Source organism: Pseudoduganella sp. RAF19 (assembly GCF_052114165.1).
Classification (GTDB): domain Bacteria; phylum Pseudomonadota; class Gammaproteobacteria; order Burkholderiales; family Burkholderiaceae_D; genus Rugamonas.
Window position 1 is genome coordinate 193,714 of record NZ_JBFREF010000011.1, and the last position, 20,634, is coordinate 214,347.

At 64.8% G+C, this 20,634-nt stretch carries 16 protein-coding genes; 9 read left to right on the forward strand and 7 right to left on the reverse strand.

Annotated elements, in window-relative coordinates:
- Positions 1 to 17: 17 nt before the first annotated feature.
- A complete protein-coding gene (gene prsT, locus AB4Z19_RS26670) occupies positions 18 to 2,777 on the reverse strand; it encodes an XrtA/PEP-CTERM system TPR-repeat protein PrsT (RefSeq protein ID WP_442036613.1) in 2,760 nt (919 codons plus the stop codon).
- Positions 2,778 to 2,904: 127 nt separating this feature from the next.
- Between prsT and AB4Z19_RS26675 the strand changes: the two genes are divergently transcribed.
- Positions 2,905 to 3,561, forward strand: a complete 657-nt coding sequence (locus AB4Z19_RS26675) for a class I SAM-dependent methyltransferase (RefSeq protein WP_442023341.1) — start codon at positions 2,905 to 2,907, stop codon at positions 3,559 to 3,561.
- Between the two features lie 2 nt (positions 3,562 to 3,563).
- On the opposite strand, the gene AB4Z19_RS26680 is transcribed toward AB4Z19_RS26675, so the two are convergent.
- From AB4Z19_RS26680 to AB4Z19_RS26700, 5 genes are read right to left on the reverse strand one after another with little or no spacing between them, the layout of a single operon-like run.
- Positions 3,564 to 4,568 (reverse strand): glycosyltransferase, encoded by a 1,005-nt coding sequence (locus AB4Z19_RS26680; RefSeq protein WP_442023340.1) that lies wholly within the window; start codon positions 4,566 to 4,568, stop codon positions 3,564 to 3,566.
- Positions 4,565 to 5,527: a glycosyltransferase family 2 protein gene (locus AB4Z19_RS26685; protein ID WP_442023338.1), complete on the reverse strand. Its 963-nt coding sequence runs from the start codon at positions 5,525 to 5,527 to the stop codon at positions 4,565 to 4,567. Before AB4Z19_RS26685 ends, AB4Z19_RS26680 begins: the two co-directional genes overlap by 4 nt.
- The gene (locus tag AB4Z19_RS26690) at positions 5,524 to 7,368 is read right to left on the reverse strand and encodes an asparagine synthetase B family protein (RefSeq protein WP_442036615.1); all 1,845 of its coding nucleotides are present in this window, start codon (positions 7,366 to 7,368) and stop codon (positions 5,524 to 5,526) included. Before AB4Z19_RS26690 ends, AB4Z19_RS26685 begins: the two co-directional genes overlap by 4 nt.
- A gap of 21 nt (positions 7,369 to 7,389) precedes the next feature.
- Entirely contained in the window at positions 7,390 to 8,625 is a 1,236-nt protein-coding gene (locus AB4Z19_RS26695; RefSeq protein ID WP_442023334.1) for a pyridoxal-dependent decarboxylase, exosortase A system-associated, read from the reverse strand.
- Positions 8,622 to 10,205, reverse strand: a complete 1,584-nt coding sequence (locus AB4Z19_RS26700) for an acyl-CoA ligase (AMP-forming), exosortase A system-associated (RefSeq protein ID WP_442036637.1) — start codon at positions 10,203 to 10,205, stop codon at positions 8,622 to 8,624. Before AB4Z19_RS26700 ends, AB4Z19_RS26695 begins: the two co-directional genes overlap by 4 nt.
- A 239-nt stretch (positions 10,206 to 10,444) precedes the next feature.
- Here AB4Z19_RS26700 and AB4Z19_RS26705 point away from each other — a divergent pair, with 239 nt between their 5' ends.
- From AB4Z19_RS26705 to AB4Z19_RS26740, 8 genes are read left to right on the forward strand one after another with little or no spacing between them, the layout of a single operon-like run.
- Positions 10,445 to 11,722, forward strand: coding sequence for an aminotransferase class I/II-fold pyridoxal phosphate-dependent enzyme (locus AB4Z19_RS26705; RefSeq protein WP_442023332.1), 1,278 nt, complete (start codon positions 10,445 to 10,447; stop codon positions 11,720 to 11,722).
- A complete protein-coding gene (locus tag AB4Z19_RS26710) occupies positions 11,719 to 12,810 on the forward strand; it encodes a GNAT family N-acetyltransferase (protein ID WP_442036617.1) in 1,092 nt (363 codons plus the stop codon). Before AB4Z19_RS26705 ends, AB4Z19_RS26710 begins: the two co-directional genes overlap by 4 nt.
- A gap of 12 nt (positions 12,811 to 12,822) precedes the next feature.
- On the forward strand, positions 12,823 to 13,074 hold the full coding sequence (locus tag AB4Z19_RS26715; protein ID WP_442024923.1) for an acyl carrier protein: 252 nt from the start codon (positions 12,823 to 12,825) through the stop codon (positions 13,072 to 13,074).
- Positions 13,071 to 13,928, forward strand: coding sequence for a hydrolase 2, exosortase A system-associated (locus AB4Z19_RS26720; RefSeq protein ID WP_442024925.1), 858 nt, complete (start codon positions 13,071 to 13,073; stop codon positions 13,926 to 13,928). Before AB4Z19_RS26715 ends, AB4Z19_RS26720 begins: the two co-directional genes overlap by 4 nt.
- Positions 13,918 to 14,814: a hydrolase 1, exosortase A system-associated gene (locus AB4Z19_RS26725; protein WP_442024927.1), complete on the forward strand. Its 897-nt coding sequence runs from the start codon at positions 13,918 to 13,920 to the stop codon at positions 14,812 to 14,814. Before AB4Z19_RS26720 ends, AB4Z19_RS26725 begins: the two co-directional genes overlap by 11 nt.
- The gene (locus AB4Z19_RS26730) at positions 14,808 to 16,100 is read left to right on the forward strand and encodes a glycosyltransferase (protein ID WP_442024929.1); all 1,293 of its coding nucleotides are present in this window, start codon (positions 14,808 to 14,810) and stop codon (positions 16,098 to 16,100) included. Before AB4Z19_RS26725 ends, AB4Z19_RS26730 begins: the two co-directional genes overlap by 7 nt.
- Complete coding sequence (locus tag AB4Z19_RS26735; protein WP_442024931.1) at positions 16,097 to 16,849, forward strand: tetratricopeptide repeat protein; 753 nt, start codon at positions 16,097 to 16,099, stop codon at positions 16,847 to 16,849. Before AB4Z19_RS26730 ends, AB4Z19_RS26735 begins: the two co-directional genes overlap by 4 nt.
- Positions 16,846 to 19,287, forward strand: a complete 2,442-nt coding sequence (locus AB4Z19_RS26740) for a hypothetical protein (protein ID WP_442024933.1) — start codon at positions 16,846 to 16,848, stop codon at positions 19,285 to 19,287. Before AB4Z19_RS26735 ends, AB4Z19_RS26740 begins: the two co-directional genes overlap by 4 nt.
- On the opposite strand, the gene prsR is transcribed toward AB4Z19_RS26740, so the two are convergent.
- The gene (gene prsR, locus AB4Z19_RS26745) at positions 19,260 to 20,624 is read right to left on the reverse strand and encodes a PEP-CTERM-box response regulator transcription factor (protein ID WP_442036619.1); all 1,365 of its coding nucleotides are present in this window, start codon (positions 20,622 to 20,624) and stop codon (positions 19,260 to 19,262) included. The genes AB4Z19_RS26740 and prsR overlap by 28 nt on opposite strands.
- Positions 20,625 to 20,634: the final 10 nt, after the last annotated feature.

Sequence of the window (20,634 nt, forward strand, 5' to 3'; positions counted from 1 at the left end):
GAGCCTTACAGAAGAGCTTATTCCAGGGTCTTGAGCAGAGCGCGCGCGTCGTCCGCCTGGGCGAACTTGTTGCCTGCCAGCGCCGCTTGCAGTTCCTTGCGCGCCTGGGCCTTGTCGCCTGCCTTGTTCAGGCCCACGGCCAGGTGGTAGCGGATATCGCCTGCGGCCGGCGCCAGTCCGCTGGCCTTGCGGAGCAGTTCCACACCGCGCTCGACTTTGCCCTGCTCCACCAGCATATAACCCAGGGTGTCCATCACCATTGCATTGTCGCCAGCCAGCTTGAGCGCCTGCTCGGCGGTCGGTACGGCACGCGCATCCTTGTTCTGCTGGTAGACCCAGGCCAGGTTGTTCAGGGCCGCCACATTGTTCGGCAGCTTTTTCAGCACGGCTTCCAGCTGGGTGGCGGCTTCCTTGTACTGCTTGGCGGTGATATTGCGCTCGGCGACATACAGGCCGGTGAACGGATCGTCCGGATGGGTCTTACGCCAGTCGGCGATCAGATCGTCCGCTTCCTTGCCCTTGCCGGCCAGGTTCATCGCCGTGGTCAGCTTCAGCAGCACTTGCGGCGTCTTCGCAAATTCCACTGCTTTCTGATACGGCGCGACCGCCTGGGCGGGCTTCTTCTGCAGCATCATCAAATCACCTTCCGCCAGATAACCGGCCGCGGCCTTGGGAAGGCTCTTCTGCACGCTACGCACGATGGTCAGGGCCTTGTCGAAGTCGCCCTTGTTGACGGCCATATCGGCTTGCGCCAGCAGCGCCGGGACGTAGTTCGGATCGATGGACAGGGCCTTTTTCAAATCTTCCGCCGCAGCGGCTTCGTTCTTCAGCTGCAGGTGGACACTGGCCAGACGCAGCTGGGCCAGCGGCGATTTCGGCGCCAAACCGGCAACCTTGCTGGCCGACTCCAGCGCGCCCGATTTGTCACCCGACACCAGCTGTGCGCGGCCCAGCAGATCGAGCAGTGCCGTGTCGGACGCGTTCTCCACCTGCATCTTGCGCAGCAGGGCAATGGCCTTCGGCGCCTCATTAGTCTGCACGTAGTAAGCACTCAGGCGCAACGCAGGCGCCAGCTGGTCCGGCTGGGTGGCCACGGCTTTTTCCAGCCAGCGCGTGGCATCCTCACGCTTGCCGGCCTGATCGGCCAGACGCGCCAGCGCGGTCATCGCTTCCACGCTCTTCGGATCTTTCTTCAGCATGTTTTCCAGATGCTGACGGGCCGCGTCCGGCTTGCCCTCGATGAACTCGAAGCTGGCCAGGGTGGACACGGCCGCAAAGCTGGTCGGGGCCAGCGTCACCGCCTTGGTGAAGGCCGTCCGGGCGCCGGCGAAATCCTTTTTCGCCAGCAGTGCACGGCCGCGCAGCAGCTGTACCTGGGCTTCATTCGGGAATTGCTGCTCCAGCTTGGCCAGGGTGGCGAGCGCCTTGTCCGGATCGCCCAGCTCGATCTGGACCCGTGCCAGCGCGGCCGCCGGACCGACCGATTTCGGGTCCAGCTCCACGGCCTTTTCCAGTTCAGCGACGGCACCCGCGCGGTCGCCTTTCGCCAGCAGGGCTTCGCCCAGGGCCATGCGCAGCGGCGCGCGGTTCGGCATCAGCGGCACTGCCTGGCGGTAGTAAATGATGGCCTGCTCAGGCTGGCGCTGCTGCATGGCGGCTTCACCCGCCAGTTCCAGCACCGAGGCATCCGGCGTTTTCTCTTTCACGGCCGGGCTCAGCACCGCTGCCGCTTCGGCCGGCTCGCCGGTGCGCAGCAGGGTTGCCGCCAGCAGCTTGCGCGCGTAGACGTTGGCCGGCACCGCATCCAGGTATTTGCGCAAGGACAGCTGGGCTTGCTTGTAGCTGCCCAGATGGTAATCCGTGGCGCCCGACAGCAGCACGCTCTGCAAATGGTCAGGCGCGACTTTCAGCACGCCCAGCAGATTGTCGTGAGCCGCTTTGTAGTTGCCGCGGCTGAAGTCCAGCACCGCCTGAATATACAGCACCGAGATATTCTTGCCGCCGCTCTTGCGCGCCGCATCGATCGCGCTCTGGGCCGAATCGTATTTGCCGGCCACGATATCGAGGTAGGCCGATTCCAGATTGGCATTGCGGTTATTGGGGTCCAGCTTCAGCACTTCCTGGAAGGCAGCGCGCGCTTCTTCCGGCTTCTGTTCCGCGCGCAGCAGTTCGCCCTTGAAGGTCCAGGCCGCGACGTTGTGCGCATCCTTGGCGATGGCCTGGTCGGTGAACTGGCGCGCCGCATCGAAGTCCTGGCTCATGGCGGACAAGCGCGCCAGGCCGGTCAGCGCCTCCGTGCTGTCCGGCGCGGCGGCCAGCGCATCATTGAGTTCCTTGCGCGCTTCGCCCAGCTTGCGCAGGCCCATCAGGGCTTCACCGCGGGCCGCCATCACGGCCGGGGTGCGCTTGGCAAATTCGGTTTCATCCAGCACCTTCTGGAACTCGCCCTCGGCGATCAGAATCTGCGCCAGCAGCTGCGTCGATTCGTCCTGCTGGTATTTGAGGTCGAGCGCGCGGCGCACTTCCTTTTCCGCCGCCTGCAACTCGCCCAGGTCGAAGGACAATTTGGCCAGCAGATAGCGCGCTTCGCCGTTATCGGCATCTTTGGCCAGCGCATTCTTCAGCTGAATCTGGGCGGCTTTCTTGTCGCCTTTGGCCTGGAATTGCTTGGCCTCTGCAACCAGGCTTTCCGGAGTCTCCGACTTGCAGCCGGCGATGAGGGTCGCGGAGGCTGCCAGGGATGCAGCCAGGACCAGTGAAGTAATACGTTGCGCCATGGTCAAATTTCTAGAAGAATTGTCATCATTCGCATAGTCGCACGGCTAAGCCTGCGGGGCAATAGCTTGTTGTATGGCTTGCATTTCAGGCAAAATGTCTGCTTCCCCAATCAAGGAGATTTTCCGTATGGTTGCAATTTCCGATTCGCCCTACGGCGATTTCCCCCGCAGTGAAATGCGGCGCTACATCCCGCAGGGCGCCAGCCGCGTGCTGGACGTGGGCTGCAACCGCGGTGCGTTCGGCGCCGGCCTGAAGCAGAACGGCATAGGGGAAGTGTGGGGCTGCGAACTGGACCCGGATGCGGCAGCCGTCGCGGCCACGCGGCTGGACAAGGTCATCGCCGGCCCCTTCGCCGCCGACACGGTGCCCGACCATTATTTCGACGTGGTGGTCTTCAACGATGTGCTGGAACACCTGCCCGACCCGAGCCAGATCCTGCGTGTGGCGCGCGACAAGCTGAAACCCGGCGGCGTGGTGCTGGCTTCCATCCCCAATCTGCGCCACATCGAGAACCTGCTGCACATCATGCGCGACAAGGATTTCCGCTACGAGCCGGCCGGCATTCGCGACAACACCCACCTGCGCTTTTTCACGCTGAAAAGCATTCCGCGCCTGTTCGAACAGGCGGGCTACCAGATCCAGGTGCTGGAAGGGATCAATGAGGAATGGTGGACGCCGTCACTGCTGCGCCGTCTGGCCTTCAAGTTTTTCCCGAGCTATCTGTCGGATACGCGCTTCATCCAATACGCTGTGCGCGCCGTGCCTCTGCCGGCGGCAGCCTAATCTCAAACGCTGCTGGCCCGGCGCCATGCGCGCCGGTGCTGCGGCCGCAACATCCAACCCGCCAGCCGTAATGCCAGACCGGCGCGCCGCTCCAGCTGCGGCCTGCCGGTGCGGCCCGCGAGAAAGTCCTGCACGCCCAGCAAGGCGGCTTCCGCACGTTCCGCATGGCCGCCCGCGCGCAGGCTGTACACGTGGTACAGCGCATAGTCGAGCAGCTTTAGCCACAGCAGGCGCCGCCAGGGTTGCGGCGTGGCGCCGTGCCAGAACAGCAGATAATTGCGGGCCATCAGGTAGAAGTAGTAAGGCGGGCGGTCGGTCTCGCGCTTCGGCATGGCGTGCTGCACGCGCGCGCCGTAAGCGACGGCGCTGCGCCAGCCCGCTCTGGACAGGCGCGCGCCCATTTCATCATCCTCGTAATAGGCGAACATGCGCTCGTCCAGCAATCCCGTGGCCTGCAAGGCTTTGGCGCGCAGCAGGATGGCGGTGCCGGGCACCCACTGCTGCATCGGCATGCGCTCGGCCCATTGGCGTGCCTGTTCCACATTGGCCGGGCGTTTGCTCTGGCGCGCGCCCCAATCGTGGAAAGCGCCACAGTAGTAGATCTTGTCGGGATTATTGAGGTCCGCCAGCAGCGGCGCAGCAGCGCCCACCGTGGGATCGGCATCCATCTCGGCCAGCAGCAAGGCCAGCACATCGTCCTGCGGCACTTTGGCGTCGCTGTTCACCAGCCATGCGAATTCGGCGCCCGCTGCCAGCGCGGCCTGCAGCGCGATATTGTGGCCGCCCGCAAAGCCGTGATTGCGCGCTTCACGGCGCAGGTGCACGGGACGTGTCGCCAGGCCTTGCTCCAGCAGCCTGCCATCCTCGTCGGCCGAACCATTGTCGATCACCCAGATCTCAAGTTCAACCCCGCCGGGTAAGCGCTGGCGCAGCAGGCTGTCCACGCATTCCAGCGTGGCTTCCGCGCTGTTCCAGTTCAGGATGCTGGCCAGGACGCGCCGCATCATCGTCCCAGCAGGACCGAGAAGGCCAGCGGCAGGAAATACAGGCCGCTGCGGGCATCGACCTGCACCTGTTTCACCGCCACGTCTCGCCAGGGTTTGCGGTGGCGCAGCCGATGCAGCACATCGGCCACAAAGCTCCTGCGCAGTCCGCGCACCACCTTGCGGTTGGCTTCCGCCTGCTGCGGCGTCAACTTGAACAAGCGCGGTACGGCCTTGCGGTACTTCATTTCATGGTGCAGGCGGATCAGGGAATGTTCCGTGCCCCAGCCGGAACCGGCAAAGATGTTCACGCCGCGGCCGCAGATACATTCGATGGCGGCGGAAAAACAGATGCGCTGCGTGAGCGCGGAGAGATCAAGCCAGAACAGGTAGTCCTCGCCCGCGAAAAAATATTCGGAACGGAAGCGCAGCCTGGGCACCGCGGCATAGCGGTACACCACGGTGGGTGTGCCGATCACATTGCCCAGCAAGACCTGGTCCTGCATGTCGCCCTGGTAGCGGTGCAGCGGCGCATCGGCAAACAGGCGTTCATGCCTGGCCGGATCGAGACGGCCCGCGCGGCCGAAGGCGCCCACCGTCTGGTCGGGCTGGCGGAAATCGGAAAAGTAGAAGTCATAGCCGGCATCCAGTGCGCGCAGGGCGTTGGCCAGATGGTTCGGCGTCCATTCGTCGTCCGAGTCAAGGAAGGCCACGTATTCCGTGCCGGCAGCGACCAGATCGAGGGCCGTATTGCGCGCACCGGCGGGACCGGCATTGGCCTGGCGTACGCTGCGCACGCGCGCTGCTTCATGCGGCGGCAGCTTGGCCAGTTCGTCGGCAGCCGCGACAGGCGAGCTGTCATCCACCACAATGATGTCGAGATCCGGGTCGCCTTCCTGGTTGAACACGGAGCGCAGTGCCTTCAGCAGCAGCCCCGGTTCACGCTGGAAGTAAGGGATGACAACCGCGACCCGGCTGCTCATGCGGTTCTCCCGTGCTGGCGGAACCACTGTTCCAGCATCATCAGCACCCAGACCATGGTGCCGTGATAGCCGGCGTGTTCCTGCAGGTGCTGGCCGACCAGCTGTTCAATGAATTCGCCGCGCACCACTTTGCGCGCCTTCAGATCGGTCAGGCTGTCGGTGGCCAGTTCCTGCAGCGCTTTGTGCTGCTGCAGCCAGACGCCGAACGGCAGGCCGAAGCCATGCTTTTGCTTGGTGATGATGGCGTCCGGCAGGAAACCGCGCAGGGCTTCCTTGAAGAACCAGCGCAGCTGGGTGCCATTCAGTTTCTGCTGCGGCGTCAGCTCGGCGGAGAAAGCCACCATGGCGTCGTTCAGGAAGGGGAACGCCACTTCCACGCCAGCCAGTTCGCAAGCCTTCATCACTTTCGGCAGATCGTTGTCGGCCAGGGTGATTTGCAGATCCAGCGCCAGCATGCGGTTGATCAGGGATTTCGCTTCGCTGCGGCCATAGGTCTTATCCAGGCTGGCGAGCGGCTGGCCGATATCGGCCGCGGCGAGGAATTCGTCGGTGAACACTTGCTGCGGACCGTAGCGGCCCAGCAGGTTGTAAGTCTCCAGGCGTGCCGGCATGGCGATCGAGGCCTGTTCGATATAGCTGCGCGCCTTGCGCAGCAGACGCACGCGTTCACCGCCGGGGAAGTTGAACACGGCCGGTTCCAGCAAGGCCTTGCGGAACAGGCGCGGCACGCGCTCGTACAGTGCGAACACATGCTGCTTGGCGTAGCGCTCGTTGCCGCCGAACAGTTCATCGCCGCCGTCGCCACCGAACATGCGCGTCACGCCGTCGGCGCGCGCCATGCGGGCGCAGTAGAAGGCCGGCACGGCGGAGGCGTTGCCGAATGGCTGGTCAAATACGCCCGCGATTTGCGGAATGGCGGCCACTACGTCATCCGGGGTCACGTAATACTCGTGGTGCGCAGTGCCGAAGTGGCGCGATGCGATGCGCGCGTATTCCATTTCATCGTAGCCCTGGGCTTCGAAGCCGATGGAATAGGTATCGGCAGGCTTGCCGCCCACCTGGGTCAGCATGCCCGCGATAGTGGAGCTGTCGGTCCCGCCGGACAGGAAGGCGCCTACCTTGGCATCGCCCATCGCTTCCTTCACGCTGCTGCGCAGGTGGCCCAGGAAGTCTTCCTTTAGCTCCGCAAAGGAACGCTTGCCGTTTTCCTGGAACTGCATGCGCCAGTAGGGCTTGTTCTCGACGCGGCCCTGGCGGTAATGCAGATACTCGCCCGGCATCAGGCGCTGCTGGTGCTGATACACCGTGCCCGGCGAGGGCACCATGTGGAAGTAGACGTAGTTGTACAGGCCCTGATGATCCAGCGCCGGCGGCGTGCTTGGATGGCGGATCAGTGCATCGGCGGAACTCGCAAATACCAGCGTCTCGCCGGCCAGCTGCCAGGTCAATGGCTGGATGCCCATGCGGTCGGCGGCCAGCATGGCTTCGCCGCTGCGTTCATCGAGGATGGCGACGCTGAAGCCGCCGGTCAGAATCTGCGCCACGGCTTCCGCTTTACCCTGCAGCCAGATCGCAGCCAGGGTGGAGGCCAGCCCCTGCGCGGCGGCGCGTTCCGCCAGCACAGGATCGCTGACACCCGGATGTCCCCACACCGCGACCAGCAAGCCGTCACGCTGATGCACATGGGCGCTACCCGGAGCGGCCGCCACGGCGACTGCACTGCGCGGCGCATGCAGGGCTTGCACAGTGCTGCCGTCAAAGCGCGCCAGCGGTTGCGCCATCGATTCAATCAGGGCCGGTGCATCGCCGCCAAAGCCCATCCATCCACAGATACCGCTCATATCGATTCCTTAACTTGAAGGTCAGACCAGCACTTCAACAACGGAGGGGTGGCTGAGGAAGGCGCCCGGGCTGGCCGTCACGCCATAGGCACCGGACTGCAGCACGACCACCAGATCGCCAACCTCCGCCTGGCCCAGTTCCATCTGGTCACCCAGCAGATCGAGCGGCGTGCACAGAGGGCCGACCACGGAAGCCTGTTCGCGCGGGCCTTCTGCCACTTTGGCGCCAATCACCACCGGATAATTCTTGCGGATCACCTGGCCGAAATTACCCGATGCGGACAAATGATGATGCAGCCCGCCGTCGGTCACCAGGAACACCTGGCCGCGCGAGATCTTGCGGTCCACCACGCGGCACACATAAGCACCTGCTTCGCCCACCAGATAGCGTCCCAGTTCGATCACGATCTGCGCTTCCGCCAGTTGCGGACGTGCTTCATCCAGCAGCCGCTTCAGATTGCTGCCCACGGCTTCCAGATCCAGACGTTCTTCGCCGGGGAAGTAAGGAATGCCGAAGCCGCCGCCGATGTTCAGGATGCGCAGCGGGCGTGATGCGTGCTGCGCCAGGCGGATGGCCAGCGCCAATGTTTTTTCATGCGCTTCCTGCAGGGCCGCTACCTTCAGGTTCTGCGAGCCGCTGAAGATGTGGAAGCCGTAGAAGTCCAGCTCCAGCTCACCGATGCGCTTCAGCATGTCCGGCACACGTTCGGCATCCACGCCAAACTGCTTCGGGCCGCCGCCCATCTTCATGCCGGAGGATTTCAGTTCGAAGTCAGGATTCACGCGCACATTCACCTTGGGCTGAATGCCCAGGCGCTGGCCGATCGCGGCGGCGCGTTCCATCTCGCCTTCCGATTCCAGATTCAGCACGATGCCCGCAGCGATGGCGCAAGACAGTTCCGCCTCGCTCTTGCCCGGACCGGCAAAGCTGATATTGGCCGGGTCCATGGTGGTGTCCAGCGCCACACGCAGTTCGCCGCCGGAAGCGACGTCGATGCCGTCGACCAGCGAAGCCATATGCTGAACCACGGCCGGCATCGGGTTGGCCTTCATGGCGTAGTGCAGGTGGACTTCAGGCGGCAGGCAGCGGCGCAGATAAGCCACGCGCTCCGTCATCGCCTTGCGTTCGTAGACGTAGAACGGGGTCTGGCCGACGCGCTGCGCCAGACGCTCCAGTGGCATGCCGCCGATGTGCAGGCAGTCGCCGCGCACTTCGAACTGAGTCAACGCTGCGTGCTGCGGACGAACAGCGCTCATGCGCCCTCCGCAAACACGTTCTCGTACTGCATCGACAGCAGCTTGCGGTCGATCTTGCCGTTCGGGTTGCGCGGCAGCGCGCCTTCGGCGATCACGATTTTCTGCGGCAGCATATAGGCCGGCAGCTGCGGCTTGAGCGCGGCCAGCAGGTCAGCCGCCGACATGGCGGAGCCTTCGCGCGGCAGCGCAATCACCACAATCGCCTGGCCGAGGGCCGGATGCTTGACGCCGATGGCGGCCGCTTCGGCCACGTGTTCGCGTGCGTACACCACTTCTTCCACTTCGGTCGGCGACACGCGGTAGCCGGAGGTCTTGATCATTTCGTCGTTGCGGCTGATGAAGTAGAGGAAGCCGTCTTCATCCTTGCGCACCGTATCGCCCGACCACACGGCCAGTTCCGGAATCGGCAAGCCGTAATGCAGGGCGCCGATCGGCTTGAAGCGCTCGGCCGTCTTGGCCGGATCGTTCCAGTAGCCCAGCGACACCAGGGCGCCGCGGTGTACCAGCTCGCCCGGCTCGCCCGGCGCACACTCGCTGCCGTCGGGACGCAGCACCATCACTTCCGCATTCGGGATTGCCTTGCCCATGGAATCCGGGCGGCGCTCCAGTTCATCCGGCGGCAGGAAGGTGGAACGGAACGCTTCGGTCAGGCCGTACATCAGGAACGGTTTCGCTTTCGGCAGCGCCTTGCGCAGCGCGTCCAGGGTCGGACGCTGCATGGCGCCGCCGGAGTTGGTCAGATAGCGCAGGGTGCAGTCTTCCGGCCATGGCAGGGGCGCCAGCTGAATCCACAGCGGCGGCACGGCAGCCAGGCCGGTGATTTTTTCGGCCACCACAGCGTTCAGTACGTCGCGCGCCAGCAGATGGTTGATCAGCACCGCCGTCGCGCCCACGCGGAAGGCCGTGGTCAGCTGCGACAGGCCATAGTCGAAGCTCAGGGGCAGCACGGCCAGCAGCCGGTCCTGCGGCGTGTTTTCCAGATAGGTGGATACGCTGACCGCGCCCGCCACCATATTCCGGTGCGACAGCACGACGCCCTTCGGCTTGCCCGTGCTGCCCGAGGTGTACAGGATGGCGGCCATATCGCCGTCGATGGCGCGATGCGGACGCAAGGCGGCGTTGGCTGTTGCCTGGAACTCGTCCCAGCTCAGGATTTCCACGCCATGCAGCGCTGGCAGCTCGCCGCTGCCGGTGGCCACGATCAGGCGCAGGTCGCGGCATTGGGGCAGCGCTTCCTTCAGCAGGCGCAGGCGGTCGGTGGACGTCACCAGCACGCGCACATTGCAGTCGCCCAGGATGTAGGCCACCTGCTCCGGCTTCAGCAGCGGATTGACCGGCACGAAGGCGCCGCCCGCCGCCGCGCCGCCGAACATGGCCGCCACGTTTTCGATATTCTTTTCGAGGTAGACCGCCACGCGCTCACCCCGCTCCAGGCCGGATGCCAGCAGGGCCGAGGCGGTGCTGCGCACCAGTCCGGCCAATTCGCCGTAGTTCAGGCGGCGCTGGCCATAGACCAGCGCTTCGGCGCCGGGGGTTCGCTGTGCCGAATGGAACAGCAAGTCGTGGATCAGGTCACTCATCATGTAAAAGTCCTGCTGAAATTGTGCGGAGCGGCAAAGCCCCGCGCGAATATTAACATTTTACAATCAAAGCAAGCATGAAAGTCTGCTTGAAATTCCACAATTTTCGTATAAAAAACAACAACAATAGTGACTCGGCAGCAACCGATTGCGGTTTTATTAATTCCAGCGTTCCAGCAGGCGGTGCGCGGGTTATACTTTCGATATGCCAATCATGAAACGGCCTTCAGTGAGAGCCCATGGGGAACTTCAGTATTTCAGATGTTAAATCCGGCGAAACCGCCGATCAGGTTCGTTCCGATGGCGGTTTGACGCCCGCAGCGCACGATTATCCGCGCTCGCACCTGCCGATCAGCCCTCCGCTCTCCATGGCTTCCTTCCTGCGCGGCCTGCATGGTCCCGTGCGTTCCATCCTCGACGCCGGACCGCGCCGCTACGTGACCAGCGGCCGCGTGGCGATCGCCCTGGCGCTGCGCGAGGCCGGTGTCGGTCCGGGCGACGCCGTGCTGGTGCCGTCCTACCACTGCGCCTCGATGATCGAGCCGGTGATCTGGGCCGGCGCCACCCCCGTGTTCTACCGCATCCAGCCGAATACCCAGGTCGATCTGGACGACGTGGCCACCAAGCTGGATGGCCGCTGCAAGGTGCTGATGGCCACCAATTATTTCGGCTTCCCGCAGGACCTGAGCGCGCTGCGCGCTTTTTGCGACAGCAAGGGCATTATGCTGCTGGAAGACTGCGCCCACTCCTTCCTCGGTGAACACAAGGGACGCCCGCTCGGCTCCTGGGGCGACTTCGCCATTGCCAGCAGCATGAAATTCTTCCCAATTTACGAGGGCGGCTTGCTGGTGTCGTCGCGCCGCTCGCTGGACAAGGTCAACCCGCAATCGGCTGGCCTGGGTTTTGAAGCCAAGGTCATGGTCAATACCCTGGAAGACGGCTTCTCGCATGGCCGCCTGCGTGTACTGCGCGCGCTGACCTGGGTGCCGATGAAACTGAAGTCCCTGCTGTGGACCCAGATCAAGGCGCACCGCCAGCCGGGCGCGCAGTCGCTGGCGCCGGGATCGTCCGATGGCGGTTTCGGTTTCGACCCGCGCTGGCTGGACAAACGCTCCTCCATGTTTTCGCGCGTCATGCTGCGTGTGGTGTCGCGCAACCGCATGGGCGCCCTGCGCCGCCGCAATTACCTGCGCCTGCAGCAGGCCCTGGCCGACCTGCCAGGCGTGCGTCCGCTGTTCCCGGCGCTGCCGGACAATGTCTACCCCTGGGTCTATCCCATGCTGGTGGATAACCCGCAGGCCGTTTTCCGCGCCCTGAAGATGGACCGGGTGCCGGTGATCCGCTTCGGCGAATTCCTGTGGCCGGGCGTGGATGCCGCGGTATGCCCGAATAGCGTGAACCTGTCGCGCAGTGTGCTCCAGCTGCCATGCCACCAGGAGATGCGCGAAGGCGAAATGGCCTGGATGATCGAAAAAGTGCGCAGCGTGGTTCTGGCGCAGAAAGTGAAGGCTTCATGAGCTGGCGCCTGCTGCCCGCGGCCGATTTTGCCGCCCACGCGGAACAATGGAAGGCCCTGAACGCGGCTACCACCCGCACTCCCTTGCTGGAACCTGATTTCGTCCAGCCGCTGCTGGAATGCTTCGGCACGGGCGAGGAACAGCTGGCCATCTGCGAGCGCCATGGCCGTGTCGTTGCCATGGGCATCGTCGTGCGCAAACGCCGCGGCGCCTGGGAAACCTTCCAGCCTTCGCAGTCGCCCCTCAGCCTGTGGCTGCACGACCCAGCCGCCGATCTGCAGGAACTGCTGGCATCCCTGCTGCGCGCCCTGCCCGGCCTGCCCCTGATGCTGGGCCTGACCCAGCGCGATCCGCAGCTGGAACAGCGTCCCAGCGAAAGCGGCCAGCTGAATACGGCCGACTACATCCGCACCGCCCGCGTCACCCTGGCCGGAACGTTTGAAGATTACTGGAATGCGCGCGGCAAGAACCTGCGCAGCAACCTGAAAAAACAGCGCTCCAAGCTGCAAAAGGAAGGCACGGTGCCGCGCCTGGAAGCCTTCCGCGCCCCGGAACAGATGGCGCAGGCCATTGCCGATTACGGCCGGCTGGAAAGCGCCGGCTGGAAAGCGGAACGCGGCACGGCGGTCCATCCGGACAATGCCCAGGGCCGCTTCTACACCAGCATGCTGGAGAACTTTGCCCGCCGCGGCGCCGCCTGCGTCTACCGCTACTGGTTCGGCGAGCAGCTGGTGGCCACCGATCTTTGCATTGAAGGCAATGGCTGCATCATCGTGCTGAAAACCACCTATGACGAGTCGGTGCCTTCCAGCCTGTCGCCGACCTTGCTGATGCGCGAGGAATGCGTGCAGCAGCTGTTCAACGATCAGCGCTTCGCGCGCCTGGAGTTCTACGGCAAGGTCATGGATTGGCATACCCGCTGGACCGAGGAAATCCGGACCATGTACCATGTCAACCTTTACCGCTGGCCAGGCTTGCTGCAATTGCATCGCCTGATCCAGAATCGCCATGCCCAGCCCGTCCAGCCAGCCGCGCAAACCGCGCCGGCCGCAGCCGCCGAGCTGGCGCAACCCCAGACCACGGAGTAACGGAGTTAATCAATGCAGTATCTCGACGAAGTAAAAACCATCCTGATCGACACGCTGGCCCTCGGCCCATCCGGCCGGCAGCTGGACGAACACTCTGCCCTGCTGGGCAGCATCCCCGAGCTCGACTCGATGGCCGTGGTGCAGCTGATCGGCGCGCTGGAAGAGCAGTTCGGCTTCACCGTGGACGATGACGAAATCAGCGCCTCCACCTTCGCCACCCTGGGCAGCCTGGCTGCCTTCGTCAAACACAAGCTGACGGCATGACCACCCATCCTGCGCCGCCTGCCCACCCGTTCTTCCTGGACGGCGGTGCAGCAGCGCGCTTCTGCCTGTACCACGCGCCGCATGGCCCATGCCGCGGCGCCTTCATCTACCTGCATCCCTTTGCGGAAGAGATGAACAAGGCGCGCCGCATGGCCGCTCAGCAGGCACGCGCACTGGCGGCGCAGGGCTATGCCATTTTGCAGATTGACTTGCACGGCTGCGGCGACAGCGCGGGCGACTTCAGCGAAGCACGCTGGGAAACCTGGCTGGCCGACGTGGCGCGTGCCGAACGCTGGCTGGAGCAAAAGCTGGGCGACAGCCTGCTGCAGCCGGTCGGTCTGTGGGGACTGCGCCTGGGCGCATTGCTGGCGCTCGACTATGCGCGCCAGTCGCCGCATATGCCGGCCGCCATGCTGCTGTGGCAGCCGGTCGCCAGCGGCCAGGCTTTCCTGACCCAGTTCCTGCGCCTGAAAGTGGCGGCCCAGATGCTGACCGACGGCCAGCAGAACGGCGGCACGGCCGCCCTGCGCGCCCTGCTGGACCAGGGCGAGTCGCTGGAGATTGCCGGCTACACCCTGTCGGCCGAACTGGCCAAAGCCATCGACAGCATGGACGCCACGCGCATCATGCCGCCGCTGTGCCCCATCCACTGGTTTGAAATGGTGGCCGAACCGGGCCGCCCACTGCCGCCGGCCGCCGCGCGCGTGCTGCAGACCTGGCAGGTCAACGGTGCCGACGCCACCGGCCATGCGGTGCCGGGCCCGGCCTTCTGGGCCAGCCAGGAAATCGCCGAAGCGCCCGCACTGCTGCAGGCCACCACTACTGCGCTGCACGAGGCCATGTATGCAAGCTGACGAACAAGCACTGGCCTTCAGCTGCGGCAGCGAGCAGCTGGTGGGTATTCTGAGTCCTTCCACTGCGCCTGCGCGGCGCGGTGTGCTGATCGTGGTCGGCGGCCCGCAGTACCGCGCCGGCAGCCACCGCCAGTTCGCCCTGCTGGCGCGCGACCTGGCCGCGCAGGGCATTCCGGCGCTGCGTTTCGACTACCGCGGCATGGGCGACGGCAGCGGCGATATGCGCAATTTCGAGATGGTGGAAGAAGATCTGCGCGCCGCCATCGACGCCTTCCAGCAAGCCGTGCCCGGCCTGGAAGAAGTGGTGATCTGGGGCCTGTGCGACGCCGCATCGGCCGCCATGTTCTACGCCCACAGCGATGCACGCGTCACCGGCCTGGTGCTGCTCAATCCCTGGGCGCGTACCGAAGACGGCCTGGCGCGCGCCACGCTGAAACACTATTACCGCGACCGCCTGCTGTCGCCGGCGCTGTGGAAGAAGATCTTCTCCGGCCAGTTCAATGCCGGCGCCGCGCTGCGTTCCTTCTTTGGCGTGCTGGGCCAGGCGCGCGGCAAAGCGGAGGCGGCGCCCGCCGCCGAACCGGCAGCGGCCACGCCGGCACCCGTGTATTCGATCGGCGCGCCGGCGGGCGGCCCCGGCCTGCATGGCCGCATGCTGGATGGCATGCAGCGCTTCGGCGGGCAGGTTCTTTTCATTTTCAGTGGCGCCGATCTGACGGCACAGGAGTTTCTCGACATGACGAAGGCAAACCGCCGCTGGCAGGGTCTGATGGCTGCGCCGCGCGCGCGCCAGCACACCCTGGAGGCGGCCGACCACACATTCTCGCGCCGTGAATGGCGCGACCAGGTGGCCGCATGGACCGGTGAATGGGTGCGCGCATGGTAAAGCGTGTCCTGATGATCGCGTTCCACTTCCCGCCGCTGCGTGGCAGCAGCGGTATCCAGCGCACGCTGAAGTTTGCGCAATACCTGCCGGCCCTGGGCTGGCAGCCGCTGGTGCTGTCCGCGCATCCGCGCGCCTACACCAATAGCGGCGACGACCAGATGGGCGAGATTGCGAAGGAAGCGGTGGTGGAGCGCGCCTTCGCCCTGGATTCCTCGCGCCAGCTGGCTTTCCGTGGCCGCTACCTGGGCTGGACCGCGCTGCCGGACCGCTGGGTATCCTGGGTCCTGGGCGGCGTGCCGGCCGGCCTGCGCATGATCCGCCGCTACAAGCCGCAGGTGATCTGGTCGACCTACCCGATCGCCACCGCCAATCTGATCGGCTATGCCCTGCACAAGCTGACCGGCCTGCCCTGGATTGCCGACTTGCGCGATCCGATGACGGATGTGGACTATCCCACCAATCCCACCACGCGCAAAGTCTTCCGCTGGATCGAAGACCGCACGATTTACAACTGCACGGTGGCCGTGTGCACCACGCCGGGCGCCATCGTCACTTACACCAAGCGCTACCCGAAGATACCGGCCAGCCGCTTTGTCGTGATCGAGAACGGCTACGACGAAGAGAACTTCACCAATGCCGCCGCGGCCGCAGAGGCCTACCAGCGCCCTGCCGGACGGCCTTTCACGCTGATCCATAGCGGCATCATTTATCCGTCCGAGCGCGACCCGGTGCCGATGTTCGAAGCGCTGGCCGAACTGCTGCAAGAAGGCGCCATCACGCCGCAGCGCCTGCAGGTGGTGCTGCGCGCCACGGCACATGACGATTACCTGAACGGCCTGATCGCGAAATACGACATCGCCAGCGTAGTCAGTCTGGCGCCGCACATCGCCTACCGCGACGCGCTGACCGAAATGCTGACGGCCGACGGCCTGCTGGTACTTCAGGCTACCAACTGCAATCACCAGATTCCGGCCAAGCTGTACGAATATCTGCGCGCCCGCCGCCCTATCCTGGCGCTGACCGATGCCATTGGCGACACCGCTGCCGCCTTGCGCGCGGCCGGCGTGGACACTATCGCGCCGCTGGACAGCAAGGAAGGCATCAGGACCGGCCTGCTGCGCTTCCTGAAGCTGGCGGAAGCAGGCCAGGCGCCGCTGGCCACAGCGGCCGCCGTGGCAGGCGCATCGCGCCGCGCACGCACGGCCGAACTGGGCCGCCTGCTGGAACACATCACCCTGGCCGAGCAAACCAGCCCGGCCACCGAAGGCAGTATGGAGGACGCATGAACAAATTCCTGACAAAAGCCGCGGCGCCACTGCTGCTGGTACTCGTAGCCGGCGCCGCCAGCGCAGCCAAAGGGCCGTATTGCGGCAATCTGGAAAATGCCTACGGCCCCTTCGACTATCGCCTGCCTAATCCCGAAGCGAAGCATCTGGTGGAAAGCGCCCACTTCACCGAAAGCGTGGAGAACGGCGTGGCGGGTAATACCGGCCGTCTGACGGACGACCTGGATTACACCTTGCGTGCTTTCCCCAACCACCCGCGTGCGCTGACCACCGTGCTGCGCCTGGCAACGCGGCCCAACAAGCCGGACGTCGACCCAAGTTCGGGCTGGAAGCGTCCTCCAGAGTGCTATTTCGAGCGCGCCGTGCGTTTCCAGCCGGACGACGGCACTGCCTGGGCGCTGTACGCCCAATATATGTACTTCAAAGGCCAGACCGACAAAGCCGTCACCATGATGGAAAAGGCCGCGGAGCTGGAACCCGACGATCCTGCCGTGAACTACAACCTTGGTCTGATTTACGCCAAGCAGAAGAAGTTCGTGGCCGCACTGCCGCATGCGCAGAAAGCTTACGCCGCCGGCTTCCCGCTGCCTGCTCTGAAACAGATGCTGGTCAGCGCTGGAAAATGGGTGGAACCGCCACCGCCTGAAGCGAAACCGGCGGAAGCCGAAGCTGAGCCAGCGGCGCCGGCCACCGCCAGCGCGCCGGAAGCTGCCAAAGAAGAGCCGCCCAAGCCTGAAGCCGTCAAATGATAAGAATGATCGCCGCGCGCCTTGGCGCGCTTGCGGCGCTGGTGCTGCTCGTCCTGCTGGCATTGCACTATCCCGCCCCGAAAGCACTGCTGGGCATTGGCCTGGCGGCCTATATCGGCGTGCTGCTGTACCGCCCCGAATGGTGGCTGCTGCTGGTGCCGGCCCTGCTTCCGGTGCTGGACTTCGCGCCCTGGACCGGCTGGTTCTACCTCGAAGAGCTGGACATGCTGCTGCTGGCGACCTGCGTTGCCGGCTACGCGCGCATGGGCCGCGACAAGCCTCCCACCAGGCTGCCCGGCATGGCGGCCGGCGCGCTGGCCCTGCTGATGGTGGCAGTGCTGATCGGCGCCGTGCGCGGCGTACTGCCGCTGGCGCCGATGGATGGCAATGCCTTCGCCAACTATATGAGTCCTTATAACGGCCTGCGCGTGCTGAAGGGCTTCCTGTGGCCATTGGCCCTGCTGCCCCTGCTGCGCCACAGCGCGGGTACGGACGGCGCCAATATCCGCCGCCTGTTCGTGCCGGGCATGCTGCTCGGCCTGTGCGCGGCCTGCCTGGCCGTGATCTGGGAGCGCAATGTGTTCCCAGGCCTGTTCAACTTCGCCAGCGATTACCGTCCTACCGCGCCGTTCTCCGCCATGCACACCGGTGGCGCGGCGCTGGACGCCTATCTGGCGATGGCCTTCCCCTTCGTCGCCCTGTGGCTGATTGGCGCCCACCATCACCACGCGCGGCTGGCGGCTGGCCTGATTTGCCTGCTGCTGGGGATCTTCGCCGGCTTCACCACCTTCTCGCGCGACATCTATCTCGCCTATGCCGCAGCCGGCGGCGTTATCGCCGTGCTCAGCTCCGCCCACCATGTGCGCAGCGGGTCGCTGCGCGCCGGCACCATGGCGGCGCCCCTGCTGCTGCTTGCCCTGCTGGCCTTCGTGCTGGTGCGCGTATTCGAGAGCAGCGGCTATCGCGGCCTGCTGGCCTGCCTTGGTCTGCTGGGTGCGGCCATTGTCGTCGCGGGAGCCGAGCCGCGCCTGCGCCACTGGCTGGTGGCGATCGGCGTCGCGATTGCCCTGCTGGCCGCCGACGGTCTGCTGCAAATGCTGGCCAGCGGCGCCGCCACCGACAAGAATGCGTATATGGCTTATCTGCTGGCGGGCGCCGTGTGCGCCGCGGGTACCGGCCTGCTGGTGTTCGGCCGCGAAGAACAGCGGCCACTCGGCCTGGCGCTGGCGCTCGGCGCGCTGCCTGCCATTGGCGTCGCCAGCGGGATGGTCGGATATCACTGGTCCGGCAATGCCGCCCTGCCCGATATTGCCCTGGTGCTGGCCGTGGCCGCAGCGCTGGCGGCCAGCCGCCTGCTGCCACAGCGCCTGTGGCGTCTGGACCGCGGCACGCTGACCATGGGTTTCTTTGCCGCCATCGTGTTCGGCACCCTGATTCCGATTGCGGGCAGCTATTACACCGGCAGCCGCTTCGCGACCGTGGGCGATGATATGGGCGTACGTCTCACGCACTGGAGCGAAGCGCTGGACATGATGGACAGCGATGGCCTGACCCAGGCCTTCGGCCAGGGCCTGGGCCGTTATCCCGAAACTTATCTGTGGAAGAACACCCACGGCGAAATGCCCGGCACCTTCCGCTACGAAGAAGAAAACGGCAACAACCGCTTCCTGCGCTTCGGCGCCACGCAGTTCTCGCTCGGCTACGGCGAAGTGCTGCGCATGCTGCAGCACGTGGACGTCCAGGCCGGCAAGCACTACGAGCTGTCGGTCGATACACGCCGCCCCAACAAGACCATCCAGTTGCGTGCCCTGGTGTGCGAACGCTGGCTGATCTATCCGCAGAACTGCACGCCGATCCGCTTCCCCGAGCAGCAGAAGCAGTGGAAGGAAGGCTGGGAACACAATAGCAGCGTAGTGACGATTGAAGCGGGCAGCCGCGGACCGTTTGGTCCGCCGATCCAGCTGGAACTGTCCAGCGATGCCGGTGGCCTGCTGGACATCGACAACGTCAGCCTGCGCGAACTGGATACGGGCCGTGAACTGATCAGGAACGGCAACTTCAGCGACGCCAACGATTACTGGTTCTTCAGCAGCGACCGTAACCACATGCCTTTCCACGTGAAGAACTTCGCGGTGAATCAGGTATTCGAGCTGGGATGGATTGGCGCCGTGGTCACGGCCTTCTTCCTGATCGCGGTCGGTGCACCGCTGGTGGCGCGCGGACTGGGTGGGGACTTGCAGGCGGCCGTGTTCCTGGCCGCCATGACGGGCTGCATGATGGTGGGCCTGTTCGACTCCATCACGGACGTGCCGCGCCTGACCATCCTGTTCATGCTGCTGGCCCTGGCGGGCAATCTGAAAGCGGTGGCGCCGAAACGCAAGCGCCGCCGCCGTTCCGGCAGCAGCGAGAGTCAGGAAGCGGAAGCCTTGATTGCGTGACGTTCCATCAGGTCGTACAAGGTTGGGCGGCTCACGCCCAGCAGTTCGGAAGCCTTGACGATATTGCCCTCGACCTGGGCCAGCGCTTTGACGATGGCCTTGTACTCGGCTTCGTCGCGCACCTGGCGCAGGTTGAACGGCTGTTCTTCTTCCGGCGCGCCTGACAGTCCCAGATCATCCGACGTGATGGCCGGGCCGTCCGCCATGATGACGGCGCGCTTGATGATGTTTTCCATTTCCCGCACGTTGCCCGGCCACTCATGGTGACTGATCTGGGCCAGCGCATCCGGCGTGAAGTGCAGATTGCCGCGCCCCTCCTGGGTGCTGAAGCGGTTCTTGAAGTGCTGGGCCAGCAGCACCGCATCGCCTTCGCGTTCGCGCAGCGGCGGTATGGTCAACACGATTTCCGACAGTCGGTAATACAGGTCTTCGCGGAAGCGGCCGGTCTTGGCCAGTTCCTTCAGGTTCTGGTGGGTGGCGCACACGATGCGCACGTCGACCGGAATTTCCTCATGGCCGCCGACACGCTCGATCACGCGCTCCTGCAGGAAGCGCAGCAGCTTGGCCTGTAGCGGCATCGGCATATCGCCCACTTCATCGAGGAAGAAGGTACCGCCGTTGGCCATTTCCACCTTGCCCTTGGTCTGTTTTACCGCGCCGGTAAAGGCGCCTTTCTCGTAACCGAACAGTTCCGATTCCAGCAGGGTTTCCGGGATCGCCGCACAGTTGATGGCCGTGAAGCGCTCCTTGGCGCGCGGGCTGCCCGCATGCAGGGCGCGGGCGATCACTTCCTTGCCGGTGCCGGATTCGCCCAGCACCATCACGGTAGCCGAACTGGGGGCGACCTTCTCCACCTGGCGGCAGACCTTCAGCATGCCGGGGTCGCGGCTGATGATGCCCGCCAGCGGGCTGTCGGCCTGGTTCTGCTGCATGCGGCGGTTTTCCTGCTGCAGTCCGTGCAGGAAGAAGGCGCGCTTGATCACCAGCGACAGCAGTTCCGGCTCGCAGGGCTTCTGGTGGAAATCGTAGGCGCCCATGGCGATGGCTTGTACCGCATGGGCGCGGTCCTGGTTGCCGGTGAGGACGATGACCTTGGTGTCCGGCGCCAGCGCCAGAATCGATTGCAGGGTCGCCAGGCCTTCGGTGGCGCCGTCCGGATCGGGCGGCAAGCCAAGGTCCATGGTGCACACGGCGGGCTCATGGCGGCGCAGCTGGGCCAGCGCGGCCTCGCGGTCGCCCGCTACCACGACATCGTATTCATCGAAGCTCCACTTCAGCTGCTTTTGCAGTCCCGGGTCGTCTTCAATAATCAGCAGCTTCGGTTTGGTCTGGCTCACACTTGTCCTC